Source organism: Umezawaea sp., from assembly GCF_057122925.1.
In genome coordinates this window covers 1-18,251 of sequence record NZ_DBNGPQ010000104.1, presented here as the reverse complement: position 1 = coordinate 18,251, position 18,251 = coordinate 1, and the positions used below count along the sequence as shown (strand labels likewise).

Annotated in this window: 17 protein-coding genes; 12 read left to right on the top strand and 5 right to left on the bottom strand. The window is 73.0% G+C overall.

Translation table 11 applies throughout. The features are described 5' to 3' along the window. The 3 genes from AC156L_RS24430 to AC156L_RS24420 all read left to right on the top strand — a co-directional run. A partial coding sequence (locus tag AC156L_RS24430) for a hypothetical protein (RefSeq protein WP_484407293.1) occupies positions 1–1,394 on the top strand: 1,394 nt, incomplete at its 5' end. A gap of 33 nt (positions 1,395–1,427) precedes the next feature. Continuing rightward, positions 1,428–1,838 (top strand): acyl-CoA thioesterase, encoded by a 411-nt coding sequence (locus AC156L_RS24425; protein WP_330875642.1) that lies wholly within the window; start codon positions 1,428–1,430, stop codon positions 1,836–1,838. Continuing rightward, the gene (locus AC156L_RS24420; protein WP_330875641.1) at positions 1,835–2,959 is read left to right on the top strand and encodes a zinc-dependent alcohol dehydrogenase family protein; all 1,125 of its coding nucleotides are present in this window, start codon (positions 1,835–1,837) and stop codon (positions 2,957–2,959) included. Before AC156L_RS24425 ends, AC156L_RS24420 begins: the two co-directional genes overlap by 4 nt. Here the strand turns inward: AC156L_RS24420 and AC156L_RS24415 are convergent. Beyond that, the gene (locus AC156L_RS24415) at positions 2,956–3,942 is read right to left on the bottom strand and encodes an aldo/keto reductase (protein WP_330875643.1); all 987 of its coding nucleotides are present in this window, start codon (positions 3,940–3,942) and stop codon (positions 2,956–2,958) included. The two genes, AC156L_RS24420 and AC156L_RS24415, sit on opposite strands and share 4 nt — an antisense overlap. A 111-nt stretch (positions 3,943–4,053) precedes the next feature. Between AC156L_RS24415 and AC156L_RS24410 the strand changes: the two genes are divergently transcribed. Next, a complete protein-coding gene (locus tag AC156L_RS24410; protein ID WP_330875640.1) occupies positions 4,054–4,896 on the top strand; it encodes a helix-turn-helix transcriptional regulator in 843 nt (280 codons plus the stop codon). Positions 4,897–4,901: 5 nt separating this feature from the next. On the opposite strand, the gene AC156L_RS24405 is transcribed toward AC156L_RS24410, so the two are convergent. Then, positions 4,902–5,483: a nitroreductase family protein gene (locus AC156L_RS24405; RefSeq protein WP_330875639.1), complete on the bottom strand. Its 582-nt coding sequence runs from the start codon at positions 5,481–5,483 to the stop codon at positions 4,902–4,904. Between the two features lie 62 nt (positions 5,484–5,545). After that, positions 5,546–5,971: a hypothetical protein gene (locus AC156L_RS24400; protein ID WP_330875638.1), complete on the bottom strand. Its 426-nt coding sequence runs from the start codon at positions 5,969–5,971 to the stop codon at positions 5,546–5,548. 232 nt (positions 5,972–6,203) lie between these two features. Here AC156L_RS24400 and AC156L_RS24395 point away from each other — a divergent pair, with 232 nt between their 5' ends. The 5 genes from AC156L_RS24395 to AC156L_RS24375 all read left to right on the top strand — a co-directional run bounded on the left by AC156L_RS24395 (position 6,204) and on the right by AC156L_RS24375 (position 13,377). After that, positions 6,204–6,917: a cyclase family protein gene (locus tag AC156L_RS24395; RefSeq protein WP_330875637.1), complete on the top strand. Its 714-nt coding sequence runs from the start codon at positions 6,204–6,206 to the stop codon at positions 6,915–6,917. A gap of 181 nt (positions 6,918–7,098) precedes the next feature. After that, positions 7,099–9,882 carry a DEAD/DEAH box helicase gene (locus AC156L_RS24390; protein ID WP_330875636.1) on the top strand — a complete coding sequence of 928 codons (2,784 nt, stop codon included), beginning with the start codon at positions 7,099–7,101 and terminating at the stop codon, positions 9,880–9,882. 524 nt (positions 9,883–10,406) lie between these two features. Next, positions 10,407–11,258, top strand: a complete 852-nt coding sequence (locus AC156L_RS24385; RefSeq protein ID WP_330875635.1) for a DUF4333 domain-containing protein — start codon at positions 10,407–10,409, stop codon at positions 11,256–11,258. 101 nt (positions 11,259–11,359) lie between these two features. Then, entirely contained in the window at positions 11,360–12,568 is a 1,209-nt protein-coding gene (locus AC156L_RS24380) for a GNAT family N-acetyltransferase (RefSeq protein WP_330875634.1), read from the top strand. A gap of 251 nt (positions 12,569–12,819) precedes the next feature. After that, complete coding sequence (locus tag AC156L_RS24375) at positions 12,820–13,377, top strand: dihydrofolate reductase family protein (RefSeq protein ID WP_330875633.1); 558 nt, start codon at positions 12,820–12,822, stop codon at positions 13,375–13,377. Positions 13,378–13,385: 8 nt separating this feature from the next. On the opposite strand, the gene AC156L_RS24370 is transcribed toward AC156L_RS24375, so the two are convergent. Both AC156L_RS24370 and AC156L_RS24365 read right to left on the bottom strand, forming a co-directional pair. Continuing rightward, positions 13,386–14,027 carry a response regulator transcription factor gene (locus AC156L_RS24370; RefSeq protein ID WP_330875632.1) on the bottom strand — a complete coding sequence of 214 codons (642 nt, stop codon included), beginning with the start codon at positions 14,025–14,027 and terminating at the stop codon, positions 13,386–13,388. Positions 14,028–14,032: 5 nt separating this feature from the next. After that, positions 14,033–15,340, bottom strand: a complete 1,308-nt coding sequence (locus AC156L_RS24365; RefSeq protein WP_330875631.1) for a sensor histidine kinase — start codon at positions 15,338–15,340, stop codon at positions 14,033–14,035. A gap of 142 nt (positions 15,341–15,482) precedes the next feature. On the opposite strand from AC156L_RS24365, the gene AC156L_RS24360 reads away from it, so the two are divergent. Genes AC156L_RS24360 through AC156L_RS24350 form a run of 3 tightly spaced genes read left to right on the top strand, consistent with a single transcriptional unit; the run spans position 15,483 to position 18,182 of the window. Then, positions 15,483–16,520, top strand: coding sequence for a Clp protease N-terminal domain-containing protein (locus AC156L_RS24360; RefSeq protein ID WP_330875630.1), 1,038 nt, complete (start codon positions 15,483–15,485; stop codon positions 16,518–16,520). A 43-nt stretch (positions 16,521–16,563) separates the two neighbouring features. After that, a complete protein-coding gene (locus tag AC156L_RS24355; protein WP_330875629.1) occupies positions 16,564–17,787 on the top strand; it encodes an NAD(P)/FAD-dependent oxidoreductase in 1,224 nt (407 codons plus the stop codon). Then, complete coding sequence (locus tag AC156L_RS24350) at positions 17,784–18,182, top strand: tetratricopeptide repeat protein (RefSeq protein ID WP_330875628.1); 399 nt, start codon at positions 17,784–17,786, stop codon at positions 18,180–18,182. Before AC156L_RS24355 ends, AC156L_RS24350 begins: the two co-directional genes overlap by 4 nt. Positions 18,183–18,251: the final 69 nt, after the last annotated feature.

The window sequence follows — 18,251 nt, the reverse complement described above, 5'->3', positions numbered from 1 at the left end:
GTGAAGCGGCTGCCGTCGCCGACCTCGCAGCAGGTCTCGGTGATCACGACCGGGCTCTGCGGTTGGTGAACCTGATCGACTCGGTCGAGGATCGCGAGCGGTGCCTGACGTCGGTCGTCGCGGCGATCGCCGACCACGATCCGGACCGCGCCGAGGTGATCGCGAGGACGACGACGGACGCCGCGCTGCTCTGTTCGAGACTGGCGCGGATCGGTGGAGCGCTGGCGACGCAGTCCGGCGAACAGGCGAGGATCAGCCGGTTGATCGGGGAGATCGAGATCTCGTCACGGGAGATCCCCGACGCCGTGGGGAGAATCGCCGCGCTGATGTCGATGGCGGAGGTGATGGCGGACGCCGGTGATCTCGACGGTGCCGAGTCGGTGGTCCGGAACCACGGCCTGCTCAGCGGAGCCTCGGACTCGATCATGTCGGTCGCCGCCGCGGTGCTGAGGGCCGGTGACCTGGATCGCGGCGCCGACCTGCTCGTCCTCGCCGAACGCGTCGCACGCGCTGCGACCAGTCCTGAGGACGAACGGCGATCGGTGCTCTGGGTCAGGATCATGGCGGACTTCCGCGACCTCGACCGTGCCGAACTGGCGGCAGCGTCCATGCGCGACCCGTTGGCGAGATCAACCGCGTGGGCCTTCGTGGCCGAGGGCGCGATCAGCGCCGGTTCGGTCGATCGCGCCGAAGCCGCTCTCCAGCAGGTCGGTGAGCCGTCCCACCAGCGGCGGCCGCGGCTGGAACTCGTTCGGGTCGTGATGGCAGCGGGTGACTTCGCGCGGGCTGAGGCGATCGCGCGCTCCGCCTCGAAGGTCGAGCACCGCATCGCGGCGTTGACGATCGTGGCCGAGGCCACGCGCAGCGGGGTGCTGATCGACGAGGTCGAAGCGGAGATCGGCTCGCTCGCCGCACCCGCGGATCGGCTGCGCCCGTTGACCGCACTGCTCGCGGTCGCCGCGAACCTGGCGGATCGCGGCCGCACGACGGCGTTGGTCGAGCGGGTGCGCGATCTCGCGCAAGGGATCGTCGACCACTCGACTGTGAACGGCGACGAGGCGTGGGGGGACGTCGACGATGCTCGCGCTGACGCCATCTTCAGCGCTACGCGGGCGAAGAGCGTGGTGAGGCGGTTCTCGACGCGGATGCGCACGTTCACCGAAGTGCTCGCCGCAGCGGCCCAGCCCATCGGGTTCGACGAGGACGACGACGGGTTCATCAGGTCCGCGCGACCGATCACCGATCGCGCGCGCACCAGGCTGCCACTGGAGCAGGCCCTCGTGCGCGACCTGGTCGAACTCGACTGGCACGACGTCGTGGAAGGCCTGGTCGAACTCCACCCCGAGACCTACCCCGTGATCCTCGCCGAGCTGGATCTCCTCGCCGGGCGCTGAGCGGTTCGACCGGATCCCCGTAAGGTGCGTCGCGTGCGCGACGACTACGGCTACTGGCAGCGGATCCCCACGCGGTGGAACGACAACGACGTGTACGGCCACGTCAACAACGTCGTCCACTACGCGTTCATGGACACCCTGATCAACACCTGGCTCATCGAGTCCGGTCTGGACATCCACGGCGGCTCGGCCATCGGGCTGTGCGTGGAGTCGCACTGCAACTACCGCTCCTCCCTCTCCTTCCCGGACGCGATGGACGGCGGCCTCCGCATCGGCCACCTCGGCCGCTCCAGCGTCCGCTACGAGGTCGCCTTCCTGGCGGCCGACGACACGCTGATCGCCGAAGGGCACTTCGTGCACGTGTTCGTCGACCGGACGACCCGCAAACCGGTGGAAGTACCTACTGGACTGCGGGGCGCGATGGCGGGTTTGCTGGTCGCATGACCGTGCGCGCCGCTGTGCTGCTCGAAACCGGGCGTCCGGCCCCCTACGCCGACTCCCGGCCGATCGAGGTGCAGGACCTGGTCCTCGACCCGCCCGGCCCCGGCGAGATGCTGGTCCGCGTCGGCGCGACCGGGCTGTGCCACTCCGACCTGTCGGTGCTCAACGGCTCCCGCCCGCGTCCCCTCCCGATGGTCCTGGGGCACGAGGCCGCGGGTGAGGTCGTGGAGTTGGGGCCCGGGACGGCGGAGTTCTCGGTCGGCGACCACGTGGTGATGTCGTTCGTGCCCGCCTGCGGGTCGTGCCGCAAGTGCGTCGCGGGCCGCCAGGCCCTGTGCGAGCCCGGCGCGGCGGCGAACCGGGCGGGCACGCTGCTGTCCGGCGCCACGCGCTGGCGGGCGCCGGACGGAGGCCGGCCGAACCACCACCTCGGTGTGTCCGGTTTCGCCGAGCACACCGTGGTGTCCACGGCCTCCGCGACGCGGGTGGACGCCGACCTGCCGCCCGAGATCGCCGCGCTGTTCGGCTGCGCGGTCCTGACGGGGGCCGGGGCGGCGTTCCACAGCGCTCAGGTCGCGCCGGGGGACCGGGTGGCCGTGTTCGGCCTCGGCGGCGTCGGACTGGCCGCGCTGCTGGCCGTGAAGGCGGCCGGGGCGTCGACCATCGTCGCCGTGGACGTGGTGGCCCACAAGCGCGAACTGGCCCGGAAGCTCGGTGCGACGCACGAGGTCGCGGGCGGTCCGGACGCCGTGGAGGCGGTGCGCGACCTGACCGGAGGAGGGGCCGACAAGGTCATCGACACGACCGGCAGCGAGCACGTCCTGGCGCAGGCCTACGCGGCCACGGGGGCGGGCGGCACGACGGTCACCGTCGGCCTCCCGCACCCGGACCGGCGGTTGGTGCTGCCCGCGCTGAGCCTGGTCGCGGAGGAGCGGACCCTCAAGGGCAGCTACCTCGGCTCCTGCGTGCCCCGCCGGGACATCCCGCGGTTCGTCGCGCTGTACCGGTCGGGCCAGCTGCCGGTGCAGGAACTCCTGTCCGGCACGCTGGCCCTGGACGAGCTGAACGCGGGCTTCGACCGCCTGGCCTGCGGCGACGCCATCCGCCAGGTCGTGACGTTCTAGTTCCCGACGCCCAGGTTCGCCATGTGCGCGGTCGGGTACCGGTCGCCCCGCGCCGACCCCGCGGGCACGGCCCCCTCGATCTCGGCGAGGTCGTCCGCGGTGAGGTGCGGGTCCACCGCGGGCAGCGCCTCGGCCAGCCGGTCACGGGTGCGAGCGCCGACCAGCGGCACGACGTCCGCCCCCCGCGCGGCCACCCACGCGATGGCCAGCTGGGCGACGGTGCGGCCCTTCGCCTCGGCGACCCGCCGCAGCGCCTCCACCAGGGCGAGGTTGTGCTCCACGTTGCCCGCCGAGAACCGCGGCGTGGTGCCGCGGTGGTCACCGGGCCTGCCGGGCGTCCATGTCCCCGAGAGGAGACCGCGGCCGAGCACGCCGTACGCGGTCAGACCGATGCCGAGTTCCCGCAGCGTCGGCAGCACGTCCGCCTCCACCGCCCGCGACAGCAGCGAGTACTCGATCTGGAGGTCGGAGATCGGGTGCACGGCGTGCGCCCGGCGGACGGTCGCCGCGTCGACCTCCGAGAGGCCGATGTGCCGCACGTGCCCGGCCTCGACCATCTCCTTGATCGCGCCCACCGTGTCCTCGATCGGCACGGTCGGGTCGAGCCGGGCGGGCCGGTAGACGTCGACGTGGTCGGTGCCCAGCCGGGTCAGCGAGTACGCCAGGAAGTTCTTCACCGCCTCGGGCCTGTTGTCGGGCCCGCCGAACTCGTGGCCCGGCCCGCGGAGCATCCCGAACTTCACGCTCAGCGCGTAGCTGTCCCGGTCCCGGCCGCGCAGGGCCTCGGCGAGCAGCAGTTCGTTGTGGCCCATGGCGTAGAAGTCGCCGGTGTCGATCAGCGTGACGCCCGCGTCCAGCGCGGCGTGCACCGTGGCCACGCTCTCGGCGCGGTCGGTCGGGCCGTAGGCGTCGGACATGCCCATCGCCCCCAGGCCCAGCGCGGACACGGTCGGACCGGTCCTGCCCAGCGTTCGGGTCTTCATCGTCGTCATGCCTGCCACCCTGCGCCCTGGCCGGGAGGCGCGGGAGCGGAGCGTTCATCGTGGGAGCGCGGCTCCCTGGCCGGGACCGGCGCCGGGGAGCAGCATGGGGCCATGCAGCGCGACCAGCTCGCCGACTTCCTGCGCAGGCGGCGGGAGGCGATCCGCCCGGCCGAGGTGGGCCTCGCCGACGGCCCCCGCCGCCGCACCACCGGCCTGCGCCGGGAGGAGGTGGCGATGCTCGCGGGCATGTCGGTCGACTACGTCGTGCGCCTGGAGCAGGGGCGCAGCAGCAGGCCGTCGACCCAGCTGCTCGGCGCGCTGGCCCGTGCGCTGCGCCTGTCCGACGACGAGCGCGACCACCTGTTCCACCTGGCCGGTCACCAGCCGCCACCCGCCGACGGGGTGGCGCGCCTGGCCCGCGCGGGTCTGCTGCGCCTGCTCGACCTGCTCGGCGACACCCCGGCGCTGGTCCTGTCCGACCTGGGGGAGGTGCTCGCCCAGAACCGGGCGGCCGTCCTGCTCTCGGGCGACCAGACCGGTCTGCCCGGCGACCGGCGCTACGTCGCGCACCGCTGGTTCACCGACCCCGCCGCCCGCGAGCTGTGCCCGCCGGAGGAGCGGGAGCACCACAGCCGGGGGCTCGTGGCCGACCTGCGCGCGGTCGTGGGCCGTCGGCCCGACGACCCCGAGGTCACCGGGCTGGTCGCGCGGTTGGTGGAGGCCAGCGCCGAGTTCCGCGGGCTCTGGGCCGGGCACGAGGTCGCCGTCCGGCGTTCGGACCGCAAGACGTTCGTGCACCCGGGGGTGGGCGACCTGGTGATGAACTGCGAAACGCTGGTCACCCCGGACCGGGGTCAGCAGCTGCTGGTGCTCACCCCGGCGGACGCGGCCACGCGCGAACGGCTCGACCTGCTGCGCGTGCTCGGCGTCGAGGAGTTCCCCGCGGTCCCGTGACCCGACTACCAGCGGCCGCGGTGCACGACGTCGTCCAGCGACCTCCGCCGCCGGGTGATCGCCGAGGTGTTGGTGGGCTTCGGCTCGGCCGAGCGCCCGATCGCGATGGCCCCGATGGGCTCGTGGTCCTCCGGCACGCCGAACGCCTCGCGGAACTCGGTGACGAGCGACGGGTCGATGCCGAAGAACACCGCCCCGAGACCCTCGTCCACCGCCGTCTGGAGGATCAGCAGCGCGGCCATGCCGGTGTCGATGTGCCAGTACGGCACGGGCCAGTGGGACTCGGCGCGGTCGGTCCACCCCTTGTCGTCCTCGGCGTAGCGGTCGAGGTAGACCCGCTTCGAGGACAGCGGCACGATCACCAGCGGGGCCGTGCGGGCCGATTCGTGCACCCAGGCGGCGCCCACGGTCCAGAAGGTCTCCAGCTCCGCGCCCTCCAGCACCAGGAACGCCTGGCCCTGCGAGAACCCGGCGGACGGGCCGCGGGTGGCGTTGTGCAGGATCCGGTCGAGGCTCTCCGGGGACACCGGGTCGGGGGTGAACGTGCGGACCATCCGCCTGCGGCGCACCACGTCCTGGAATTCCACGATCTCGACCGTACCGAGCACCGGACCGGACGGGTACCCCCCGGGAACCCGTCCGGCTGCGACTACTGGCCCGGCGCCTGGAACATCACGGCCGGGGCCGCGCTGGTCGGCTTCTGCTGCCGCGACGGCGCGTCGGGCAGGCTGAACTGGAGCGTGCTCTCCATCGCCGACGGCGGCTCGACCGCGGGCTTCTGCTCGGCGGCCGGGGTGGGCACGGGCTCGGTGACCGGCTCCTCGACCACGGGCGCGGCGACGGGAGCAGGGGGCGGCGTCGACAGCTCCTGCTGCGCCTTGCTGATCCACGCGGTCCACATGGCGGCGTCACGGCTGTCCCTGGTCTGCGCGCGCAGGATGGACAGCGTGCCGCGGACTCGACCGGCCAGAACCGCGTTGGTGCGGACCTGCGCCCAGACCTGGGTGGTCTGCGGGCCCTGGTTGCGGACGAGGTGTCGGACGTGGTCGGTCAGTTCGCCGTCCGTGAAGGACATCCACTGGTTGACCACTTGGCGCGGGTTGGACAACAGATCCCCGTTTCGTCGTGCTTGACCTGCAACGATCGTCGCACACCCGTTCGAGCCGCCTGCGCTGACCACCCGAATGGGTGTTGACGCGGTCTTGCCCCCGTGTGTGGTCTCTTGTACGTGACTCACAGTATCCACTACCCCGTGACTCCCCGGCGGGGGACGCGCGCGGGAGAAATATTCACCAGGGCTCACCGTCGTGCTCGGTGACTACCGCGTGGTGAACCTCGCCCACCTCAACGACCCGGACCGCACCTCGCTCTACCCCGGCGACCCGCCGTTCACCGCGACGACGGTGGCGACCGTCGCCGAGGACGGCTACCACCTGCGGCTGCTCCAGCAGGGTGAACACACCGGCACCCACTGGGGAGCGCCGTCGCACTTCAACGCCGACCAGCCCGGCGCGGACGAGCTGGACACCGAGGACCTGTTCCTGCCCGCCGTGAAGGTCGACGTCCGGGCGCGGTGCGCCGACCCCGACCACGCCGTCGCGGTCGCCGACCTGCTGGCGTGGGAGGCCGAGCACGGGCCGATCCCGCCGGAGTGCGCCGTCGTCCTGCAGACCGGCTGGGAGGCCCGCTGGGGCACGCCCGCGTTCGCGAACGCCGACGCCGACGGCCGCCTGCACCAGCCCGGGTTCTCGGTGGCCGCGGTCGAGTGGCTGCTGGAGACCGGCAAGCTGGGCCGACGGGGCGCGCTGGGCACGGACACGTTCGGCCCGGACGTGGGCGTCGACGACACGTTCGCCGTGTCGAAGCTGCTCTACCGGGAGCACCGGATCAGCCTGGAGGTCCTCGCCAACCTCGACGCCCTGCCGCCCGTCGGCGCCTGGATCCTGGTCGGCGGCACCGTCAACAGGGGCGGCTCCGGGTCTCCTGCCAGCGTGTACGCCCTCATGCCGAAGAACGGGTGACTCCGGTACGCCATCCGGTGTAACGCCCGAACGGCCGTCCGCGACAATGGTGGCAGGTGCTCACGCACCATCGGGCTTCCCGTCCCCAGCACCCCCCGACTGCGGACGGGAAGCCCGGACACCCCGCCGGGCCCCGGATATCTTCACCGCTTTTGTCGGTGCCGTGTGACAGCCTTGAGGTGTGGCTCCTCGCTCGAACGCTCCCTCCTCCCGGTCCCCGGCGTCCGCGTACGCCGACTCCCGGCGCCGGGCATCCCATCCGCGTCTGACGGACTTCCTGTCCGTGCTCTCGTTCGACCTCGACCCGTTCCAGCGCGTCGCCTGCGAAGCGCTGGAGGAGGGGCACGGGGCGCTCGTCTGCGCCCCCACCGGCGCGGGCAAGACGGTGGTCGGCGAGTTCGCCGTGCACCTCGCGCTGGCGCAGGGCCTGAAGTGCTTCTACACGACACCGATCAAGGCGCTGTCGAACCAGAAGTACGCCGACCTGGTCGCTCGCTACGGCGCCAAGTCGGTGGGCCTGCTGACCGGCGACACGTCCGTGAACGGCAACGCGCCCGTGGTCGTCATGACCACCGAGGTGCTGCGCAACATGCTCTACGCGAACTCGCACACCCTCGAAGGCCTCGCCTACGTCGTCATGGACGAGATCCACTACCTCGCGGACCGCTTCCGCGGCGCCGTGTGGGAGGAGGTGATCCTGCACCTGCCGGACCAGGTGCAGCTCATCGGCCTGTCCGCGACGGTCAGCAACGCCGAGGAGTTCGGCGAGTGGCTGGTCGAGGTGCGCGGCGACACCAAGGTCGTCGTGGACGAGCACCGCCCCGTGCCGCTGTGGCAGCACATGATGGCGGGCGGCCGGATGTTCGACCTGTTCATCGGGGAGAACACCGACGGCGAGGCGCGGATCAACCCGCAGCTCCTGCGGCACACCGAGGACCTGGCCCGCTTCCACGTGCCCTGGAGCCGGTCGCGCAACAACAAGGACAGGGGCGGGCGCGGGGCGCCGCGCGGCTCCGGGTTCAAGCCGCCGTCGCGGCTGGAGATCATCGACCGGCTCCAGGCGGCCAACCTGCTGCCCGCGATCGACTTCGTGTTCAGCCGCGCCGGGTGCGACGCGGCCGTGGCGCAGTGCATGCGGTCCGGTCTGCGGTTGAACACGATGGAGGAAGCCGAGGTCATCCGCGGCATCATCGACGAGAAGACCAAGGACCTGCCCGAGCCCGACCTGCGCGTCCTCGGGTACTGGGAGTGGCGCGAAGCCCTCGAACGGGGGGTCGCGAGCCACCACGCCGGGCTGCTGCCCGCGTTCAAGGAGACCGTCGAGGAGCTGTTCGTCCGGGGCCTGGTGAAGGTCGTGTTCGCGACCGAGACCCTGGCCCTGGGCATCAACATGCCCGCGCGCACGGTCGTGCTGGAGAAGCTGGTCAAGTACAACGGCGAGGCGCACGTCGACCTCAACCCCGGTGAGTACACGCAGCTCACGGGGCGTGCGGGGCGGCGGGGGATCGACGTCGAGGGGCACGCCGTCGTGGTGTGGCAGCCCGGTGTCGACCCCAAGCAGGTCGCCGGGCTGGCGTCCACGCGCACCTTCCCGCTGCGGTCGTCGTTCCGGCCCGGCTACAACATGGCGGTCAACCTCGTGCACGCGCTCGGCGCGGCCAAGGCCCGCGACCTGCTGGAGCAGTCGTTCGCGCAGTTCCAGGCCGACCGGTCCGTGGTCGGGCTGGCCCGCCGGATCGAGCGCAACCGGGAGGCGCTGGAGGGGTACGCCGAGGCCATGACGTGCCACCTCGGCGACTTCACCGAGTACGCGGCGCTGCGGCGGAGGGTGACGGAGCGGGAGAAGGCGCTCTCGAAGCAGAACAGCTCGTCGAAGCGGGCCGAGGCGGCGGCGTCGCTGGAGCGGCTGCGCAAGGGCGACGTGATCGCGGTGCCGTCCGGGCGGCGGTCCGGGCTGGCCGTGGTGATCGATCCGGGGCACGAGCCGATGGGTGAGGCTCGGCCGCTGGTCGTGACGGAGGACCGGTGGGCCGGGCGGCTGTCGTCGGCCGACTTCCCGGTCGCCGTGGAGGTGCTCGGGCACATCAAGCTGCCCAAGCAGGTCGACGTGCGGTCGCCGAAGTCCCGCCGGGACCTGGCGGCGACGGTGCGGAACACCGGCATCCAGGTGCCCACCGTGCGTCGGCGGAAGACGACGGCGGATGACGACGCCGAGCTGGCGACGTTGCGGCGGGCCCTGCGGGCGCATCCCTGCAACGCGTGTGAGAAGCGGGAGGACCACGCCCGGTGGGGGGAGCGGTACCACCGGTTGCTCCAGGAGACGGAGCTGGTGGAGCGGAAGGTCGCCGCCACCACGCACTCGTTGGCTCGGGAGTTCGACCGGATCCGGGCCCTGCTGCGGGAGCGCGGGTACCTGGAGGCGCACGAGAACGGGCCCGGTGAGGAGGTCACGGAGCACGGGAAGCGGATCACCCGGATCTACGGGGAGTCCGACCTGCTCGCCGCCGAGTGCCTGCGCCACGGGGTGTGGAAGGGGCTCGGCCCTGCCGAGCTGGCGGCCGTGGTGTCGTCGCTGGTGTACGAGGCTCGGCGGGACGGGCCGGTGGAGACGAGTCTGCCCGGTGGGCCGATCTCGGACGCGATGTTGGCCACGGCTCGGTTGTGGGCGGAGATCGAGGACGACGAGCGGCGGCACCGGTTGGACCGGACCCGGCAGCCGGATCCGGGGTTCGCCTGGCCCGTGTACCGGTGGGCTCGGGGGGAGTCGTTGGAGAAGGTGCTCGATTCCGGGGACACCGGGGGTACGGAGTTGGGGGCCGGGGACTTCGTGCGGTGGTGTCGGCAGGTGGTGGACCTGCTGGACCAGATCCGGAACGTGATGGGCCACGGGGATCCGGTGGGGGCTGCTGCCGGGAAGGCCGTGGAGGCGCTTCGGCGGGGTGTCGTGGCGATGGCGACGGTGTAGGGGTCGCAGGTCGGGTGGGCCGGGCGCGGCGTGGCGCGCTCGGTGCCGCCCTGGGGTGGGTGGCTGCCTGTTCCAGCGCGGTGCGGCCGAGGTGGTCCCAGTGCTCTCCTGTGAGCCTTCGATCGGGCTGAAGGCCAGGTCGAAGGCCTGTCCGATCACCCCCTTTCACGGCTCGAAACCCCACGTCACCCCGGCCACGGTCCGTCGTCGGCGTCCTTCTGCCCCCTGGTGGGCGGGGAGGGGAAGGCCGTTGCTCCCGTGGTCGCCACCCGGTTGTCCTGGTCTGCTCGGGGATGGGGGGTGGTGGTCGCTGGTGCTGGTCGGCTGTTGGTGGTCGAATGGTCTGGTTCACAACTGAGGGGCGTGTGGTGGTTCCGTCCTGGTTGACACAGGTGGTGGTCTTGGCCACGGTCTGGGAAAGCTTGGCGGGGCGGATGGGTCGGGTGGCCCGTCCTGTGGTTTGATCGCGCCCGCAACCTGTAGCGCGTCACACGTGTGCGCGAACCGATCTCCGGAGGCCGAGCATGACCAGTCCGTACGGTCCGTCCGGAGGGAACGACCCGCAGCAGCAGCCGCAGTGGGGCCAGCAGCCCCCGCAGCAGGGTGGTGGGTACTCCGGCACTCCGTCGGGCGGGTTCCCCGCTCAGAACCCCTACGGGCAGCCCGACCCGCAGCAGCAGCCGCAGTGGGGGCAGTTGCCTCCGCACGAGCAAGCGACGCAGGTGCACCCGCAGGGCAACTACGACCCGAGCGCGCAGCAGCAGCCGAACCCGTACGCGGCGCCGCAGCAGCCGCCGGGCGGCTACGACCCGACCCAGCAGGTGCAGAACCCGTACGCCCCGCCGGGTGGTGGTTACGACCCCACCCAGCAGGTGCAGAGCAACCCGTACGGCACGCCCCAGCAGGGTGGCCAGTTCGGGCAGCCGAACCCGTACGGCACGCCGCCGCAGGGCGGTCAGTTCGGGCAGCAGCAGAACCCCTACGGCCAGCAGAACCCGTACGGGCAGCAGCAGAACCCGTACGGCCAGGGCGACCCGTACGGCCAGCAGCCCAAGAAGTCGGGCGCGGTCCTGTGGGTCGTGGTGGCCCTGGTCGTGCTCGTGGCGGCCGCGGTCGGCATCACCGGCTTCGTGGCGCCCGGCTTCTTCGTCACCAAGGTGTTCGACAACGCCGAGGTGCAGAAGGGCGTCGTCTCGATCCTGAAGGACGAGTACAAGATCCCGGACGTCGAGAGCGCCACCTGCTCCGGTGAGCACCAGGTCAAGGTGGGGGCCACCTTCGACTGCACCGTCCAGGTCGGCGGGAACGAGAAGAAGGTCAAGATCACCGTCAAGACCGCTGACGGCGAGTACGAGGTCGGCCAGCCCACCGGCTGACCCTCTGACGAGCGGAAGGGCCACCGGGGCACCGCCCCGGTGGCCCTTCCGCGTCGAATACTCGGTCGCGCTCGGCCTGCCCACGAGGCAGGATCCCCCGTGTGGCCGACCATGACATCCGCGTCCTCGACGAATCGAACTACCGCACCGCGCACTCCCTCTTCCGCGGCTCGCTGCACAGCGCCCCCGCCGAGGACGACAGGTGGGAGCACGTCAAGCGCTCCTACGACCCCGGTCGGGCGTTCGGCGCGTTCCAGGACGACGAGATGATCGGCACCGCCCAGTCGTGGCCCGCGCTGCTGGCCGTGCCCGGTGGGGCCGAGGTGCCGGCGGCGGCGGTCAGCCGGGTCGGTGTGCGCGCGGACTGGACGCGGCGCGGTGTGCTGAGCGCCCTGATGCGCAGGCAGTTCCAGGCCTTCCGCGAGGCGGGCGAGGTCGTGTCGGTCCTGCGCGCCTCCGAGGCCGTGATCTACGGCCGGTTCGGGTACGGCGTCGCGTCCCGCGGCAGGCAGCTCAAGCTCGACCGGCACCGCGTCACGCCTGCGCCGTCGGCGGGCACGGGCGGGCGGATCCGGCTGGTGGACCTGGACACCGCCGTGGTGGTGGCGCCCGAGGTCTACACCAGGGCGGGGCTGACGCGGCCGGGCATGACGTCGCGCTGGCCCGCGTGGTGGACGATGAACGTCGACCGCGCGCTGCGCTACGACAACTCCCGCATGGCGGTGCACCGCGGCGCGGACGGCGACGACGGGTACGTCGTGTACTCGGTCAAGGGCGGCATGGGCGACTCCGGCAGCCCGTCCGTGCTCACCGTCGAGGACCTCGTCGCCACCACCCCCGAGGTGTGGGCGGAGCTGTGGCGCTTCGTGTTCCGCGTCGACGTCGTGGACCAGGTCGTCGGCGAGCTGCGACCGCTCGACGAGCCACTCGAATGGCTGGTGGTGGACCGGCGCGCGGTGAAGGTGACCGACGTCGAGGACGAGACGTGGCTGCGGCTGGTCGACGTGCCCGCCGCGCTGGCCGCCCGCGGGTACGGCTCGGCCGAGCCCGTGGTGCTGGAGGTCCGCGACCGGTACCTGCCGGACAACGACGGCGCGTACCGGATCACCCCGGACGGCGTCGAGCGCACGACCGCCGCGGCCGACGTGAGCCTGGACGTGGACCTGCTGGGCGCGACCTACCTCGGCGACGTGTCGTTCACCGAGCTGGCGGGGGCGGGCCGGATCGACGTGCTCGACGGTGCGGCGCCGGCCCGCGCGGACGCGCTGTTCGCGACGGCCCGCGCGCCGTGGTCCGGTACGTACTTCTAGTGTCCTGCGTCGGGAATCCGTCGACGACGCCCGCACGCTCGCGGGGGCACCGCGCTTGATCTTCTGCTCGGCGGGCAACCCGAACCGGCGTTCGCCCTGGTTGATCCGGGACGAGCCGTGCACCCCGCACTGGACGTGGATGACCGGTTTGCGACGCGGGTCACCGCGCAGACGATGAGTTCTCGGTCGTGCTGAGGTCATAGGGTTCAGGGCCGCCGGAAGGCCGGCGTGCTCGAACCCGGAGGAGACGCATGGCCAAGCTCATCTACTCGATGATCACCTCGCTCGACGGCTACGCCGAGGCGGCGGAGGGCGACCTCGGCACCGGTGCCGAGGACGAGGAGGTGCACACCTTCATCAACGACCTCTTCCGGCCCGTCGGCACGTACCTCTACGGCAGGCGGATGTACGAGACGATGCTCTTCTGGGAGACCGTGCACACCAAGCCGGACGTGCCGCCGCACATCCTCCAGTACGGGCGCGACTGGCGGGCCGCGGAGAAGGTCGTGTACTCCACGACGCTGGAGTCGGTGTCCAGCGAGAAGACCAGGATCGAGCGGACGTTCGACCCGGAGGCGGTCCGCGCGCTCAAGGCCGAGGCCGAGCACGACCTCACCGTCGACGGCCCGACCCTCGCCGCCCAGGCGATCAAGGCGGGGCTGGTGGACGAGTACCACCTGTTCATCACCACGAGCGTGGTCGGCGGCGGCAAGCGGTTCTTCCCCGACGGCGTGCGCCTGGACCTCGACCTGGTCGAGGAGCGCTCCTTCCCCAGCGGACTGCTCCACGCGCACTACCGGACCCGCTGAGCCGCCCGCTAGTGGAGTCCGGCCTCGTGGGCGAGGATCGCCGCCTGCACGCGGTTCGCGCAGTCGAGCTTGGTGAGGATCCGGCTGATGTGGGCCTTCACCGTGCCCGACGCCATGTACAGGGCGGCGGCGATCTCCGCGTTGGACGCCCCGGTGGCGACCTCGCGCAGCACGTCGCGTTCGGCCGGGCTGAGCCGCTCCAGCCGCTTCCTGGCCGACTCGGCGCTGTCGGGCACCAGGAAGCGGTCGACCAGCCTGCGGACGATCGTCGGCGCGAGCACGGACTCGCCGCGCGCCGCGACGCGGATCGCCTGGATCAGGTCGGCGGGACCGGTGTCCTTGAGCAGGAAGCCCACGGCACCGGCCCTGAGGGCCTCGGCGACGTAGCGGTCCTCGCCGAACGTCGTCAGCACCACCACGTTCGTGGCCGGGTGGTGGCGGGCGATGTCGGCCGCCGCCGTCAGCCCGTCGCCGCCGGGCATCCGGATGTCCAGCAGCGCCACGTCCACCCGGTGCTCGCGGCAGCCCGCGACGGCCGCGCGCCCGTCCGCGACCTCGGCGACGACCTCGATGTCCGGGGCGTGCTCGACGATCATCGAGATGCCCGCGCGCATCAACGCCTCGTCGTCGGCGATGAGCAGTCGGATCACGCTCGTCACCCTACGACGAGCGTGATCACCACTCCCACCAGAGCGATCACGAACGGGGTGGCGAGCAGCACCGCGAGGCAGCCCGCGCCGACCAGCCTGGGCGCGGTGAGCACCTGCGCGGTGATCACCTCCGGTGGTTCGGTCCCCGGCGGCGGCACCGCCTCGTCCAGCACGGGCTCGCCCGGCCGCACCGGCAGGTCCACGGCCAGCCGGAAGCCCCGCTCGGGCGTGGGGCCCGCGGTGAACGAGCCGCCCAGCAGCACCGCGCGCTCCTCGACCCCCGCGAGTCCGCGCCGGGTGCCCGGCGGGGTCCGCCGCGCCAGGGCCTCCGGCCCGTTCGCCACGGTCACCAGCACCCGGTCCTCCGTGCGGCGCACCTCCACGGTCGCGCGGGCCGTGAGCGCGTGCCGGTGGACGTTCGTCAGGCCCTCGCGCACGGCCCGGTGCACGGCGTAGCGGGTCCGCGCGTCGACGTCGTCCAGGTCACCGCCCGTCCACGCCAGCTCCACGGCCACGCCCGCGCCGCGCGACTGCTCCACCAGCGCCGCCAGGTCGGCGCGCGTCCCGGTCTGCTCGTCCAGCCCGTCCGACGACACGCCCAGCACGCCCAGGATCTGCCGCAGCTCGGTCAACGCCGTGGCCGCCGTGGTGCGCAGCAGCCTGGCCTGGTCGCTCACCTTCGGCGCGGCGTCCGCGGCGCCGAGTTCCAGCGCGCCCGCGTGCATCGAGATCAGGCTGAGCCGGTGGCCCAGCAGGTCGTGCATCTCGCCCGCGATGCGCGTCCGCTCGTCCGCGCGGGCCCGCGCGGCGGTCAGCGCCCGCGCGCGCTCCAGGTACTCGTTGCGCTCCTTGAGCAGCCGCACCATCGGCCGCCGCCCGCCCAGCAGCGTGCCCGCCAGCGCCGGGATCCCGATCAGGAACACGAACGACCCCACCGCGGCGGCGAGCAGTCCGCCGTCGCGCCGCTCCTCGAACAGCAGCGACAGCAGCAGCCCCGCCGCGCCGGTGGTCGCCACGGCCAGCCAGAACCGCCACACGGGCCTGGACCGCCTGCCCGCCGTGAACGCGATGACGGCCGTGCACAGCACCGGGACCAGCGAGGGCAGCGCGAACAGCGGGATCGTGCCCAGCAGGCACGCCAGCGGCCACCGCGTGCGCAGCACCACGAGCGCCGCGCCGCCGACGGACGCCAGCGCGACCGTCCACAACGGCACGTGCTCGCCCAGCAGCGCCGGAACGGCACCGAGGGCGAGGACCACCACCACGAGCGCCGTGTCGCGCCACCCGATCCGCCACGGCGGGTTCTGCCGCACCAGTCCTCCAGGAACACTCGCCGGGACACCGATCCTCGCACGGGCCCCGCGCGCCGATCGGCCGTCCGCGATGGCCGATCGGCCACGATCCGCGGTCGATCGGCACACGCGCCCGTGCCCGCGCGGTTCGTAGCGTGCCGACATGCACCCAGGCGAACCCACCACCGACGCGACCACCCTCCTGTCCCGCGCGCTGGCCCGCGCGGCCCGGCTCGACCACGAGGTGACCGCGACCGACCACCTGCTGTTCGTGATGCTGAACGCCGAGGCGTCCACCGCCAGGGCGCTCACGCCGGGCGCGCGCGACGCCGGGAGCCTCATGGGGGTGATCGCCTCCCTGGACCCGCCGCACTGGGTCAGCGCGGACGACGAGACCGAGCCGCCGGAGCAGGAGGCCGACGCGCTCGTCACCGCCGCGCTCCGCGAAGCCCACTACACCACCCGCAAGCGCGGTCGCATCGTGGGCCAGCCGCCCCCACCCACCCCGGCGCTGCGGGCGTGCCTGCGCCGCGCGTTCGTCCACGCCGGGACCGACCCCGTCCTGCCCTCGCACCTGCTGCTCGGCCTGCTGGACCTGCGGGGGAGCCGAGCCGTGGAAGCGCTGCGGCTGCGGCGGATCGACGCCGACGCGGTGGCCGCGGCCGTCGACCCGGCCCTGGACGACCCCTCCGAGCCCCTGTCCGTCGCCGTGCTGCGCAAGTCCGGCGCGTTCGGCGGCAAGCCGGGGCTCGTGATGCGCTGGCTGTCCTCCGGGGTCGGCTCGCCGGTGCTGACGGCGGTCATCGCCGAGGCGTCGCGGCAGGCCGTCCGGCGCGGTGGCGCCGAGGTCGAACCGGTCGACCTGCTGCTGGGGCTGCTGTCGCTGGACCGGCTCGTCGAGTGGTCGGGCCACCGCCTGCCGGACCGCGCGGCGCTGGAGGTGCTGCACGCCCACGGCGTCGACCTGCCCGGCCTCCTGCCCCTGGTCCGGGTCGCGCCCGCACCGCTCGGGGAGTCCGTGGCGCTGGGCGCGGAGGCCCGCCGGAGCGTGAACGCCGCCCGGCTGCGGGTCGCCGACCGGGGGGCCTCCGCCGTCGGCACCGAGGACCTCGTCGCCGTCCTGCTCGACGGACCGGTCGGGCCGCTGCTGGCCGACGCGGGCCACGACGTGACCGCCCTGCGCACGGCACTGGGCAGCTGATCGTCGTCGTGCGGGGGAGGTGGGGGCCGGTTAGCGTCGGCCCATGGCTGATGTCGTGGTGGTTGGTGCTGGCCTGGCCGGGCTGAGCGCGGCGGAGGTGCTGTCGCGCAACGGGGTGTCGGTGTCGGTGCTGGAGGCCGGTGACGACGTCGGCGGTCGCGTGCGCACGGACGTCGTGGACGGTGTCCGGGTGGACCGCGGCTTCCAGATCCTGCTGCCCGCCTACCCCGAGGTCGTGCGGCGGTTCGACCTCGCGGCCCTCGACCTGCGTCCGCTGCGGTCCGGCGCGTTCGTGCACCAGGGCGGGCGGCACGACCTGCTCGCCGACCCGCGCACCGGCCGGTCCGCGTGGCAGGGAGCCGTGGCGCAGCAGGTGCTCGGCGTGGGCGACCTGCTCGCGCTCGGAGCGGTGTCGGCGCGCGACTGGCTCGGGCCGGACCGGTCGATCGTGGACTCCACCGACCGGACCACCGCCGAGGAGCTGAAGCGGTGGCGGCTGTCCGACCGGGCCGTCGACGCGGTGCTGCGGCCGTTCCTGGCCGGGGTGTTCCTGGAGTCCGGGCTGAGCACGTCCTCGCGCTTCTTCCACCTGGTGTGGCGCAGCTTCGCGCGCGGCGGCGCGGCGCTGCCCGCCGACGGCATGGCCGCCTTGCCGCGCCAGCTGGCCTCCCGGCTCCCGGCGGGGGCGGTGCGGCTGGGGGAGGAGGTCGTGCGCGTGAGCGACGACGGCGTGGAGCTGGCGGGCGGGGAGCGGGTCGAGGCCGACGCCGTGGTGGTAGCCACCGACGGCAGCGTGGCGGCCCGGTTGCTGCCGGGGCTGCGCGAGCCGTCGTGGAACGGGGTGACCACGTGGTACTTCCGGCCGCCCGAGTCGCCGCTGCGGGACCCCACGCTCGTCGTGGACGGGGACGGCGGGCTCGTGGTGAACACCGCGGTGATCTCCGAGGTGGTGCCGTGCGGTGGGCCGCTGGTGCAGGCCTCGGTGCTCGACGCGTCGGCGGGGGAGGCGGACGTGCGCGCCGAGGTCGGGAAGCTCTACGGGGTGGACGCCGGTTCGTGGGAGCTGCTGGCCCGGTACTCGATCCCCCGCGCGCTGCCGGGAATGCCCGCGCCGCACCGGTTCCGGCTGCCCGTGCGGGTCGGTGGCAGGAAGTACGTGTGCGGGGACCACCGGGACACCAGTTCGATCCAGGGGGCGCTGGTGTCCGGGCGCCGGGCGGCCGAGGCGGTGCTGGCGGACATCGGGTCGGCCAGAATGGCGGCGTGACCGACGAAGCCGGGTTGAGGATCGCCGCGGACGCGGGCGACGTGCGGGCGATGATCGAGTTGGGTGACCTGCTCACCCCGCGGTACGAGGAGGACGACGAGAGGCTGGCCGAGGCCGAGACGTGGTTCCGGCGGGCCGCCGAGAGCGGTGACGTGGAGGCGATGACCGCGTTCGGGCAGTTCCTGTACCACGGGGACGAGCACGAGGAGGCGGCCGAGTGGTACCGGAAGGCCGCTGACCTCGGGCACGCCGAGGCGATGGGCGGGTTGGGGGACCACTACGACTTCATGGGGGACGAGGAGGAGTCGGAGCGGTGGTACCGGTCGGGGGCCGCGTTGGGGGATGAGGGCTCTCGGAGGAACCTGGAAGCGTTGCTGTCGCTGCGGAAGAGGTGAGCTGGGGCGCCGTGGTGGGTTCCGGCGGCCGCCGGTTCCGCCGGATCGGGTGGCTGCCGGTTCCGCCGG

Coding starts and splice junctions, on each gene's coding strand:
- AC156L_RS24420 (WP_330875641.1), top strand. CDS start 1,835: ATGACCGTGCGCGCCGCTGTGCTGCTCGAAACCGGGCGTCCGGCCCCC.
- AC156L_RS24410 (WP_330875640.1), top strand. CDS start 4,054: ATGCAGCGCGACCAGCTCGCCGACTTCCTGCGCAGGCGGCGGGAGGCG.
- AC156L_RS24375 (WP_330875633.1), top strand. CDS start 12,820: ATGGCCAAGCTCATCTACTCGATGATCACCTCGCTCGACGGCTACGCC.
- AC156L_RS24415 (WP_330875643.1), bottom strand. CDS start 3,942: ATGAAGACCCGAACGCTGGGCAGGACCGGTCCGACCGTGTCCGCGCTG.
- AC156L_RS24400 (WP_330875638.1), bottom strand. CDS start 5,971: ATGTCCTTCACGGACGGCGAACTGACCGACCACGTCCGACACCTCGTC.
- AC156L_RS24355 (WP_330875629.1), top strand. CDS start 16,564: ATGGCTGATGTCGTGGTGGTTGGTGCTGGCCTGGCCGGGCTGAGCGCG.
- AC156L_RS24360 (WP_330875630.1), top strand. CDS start 15,483: ATGCACCCAGGCGAACCCACCACCGACGCGACCACCCTCCTGTCCCGC.
- AC156L_RS24385 (WP_330875635.1), top strand. CDS start 10,407: ATGACCAGTCCGTACGGTCCGTCCGGAGGGAACGACCCGCAGCAGCAG.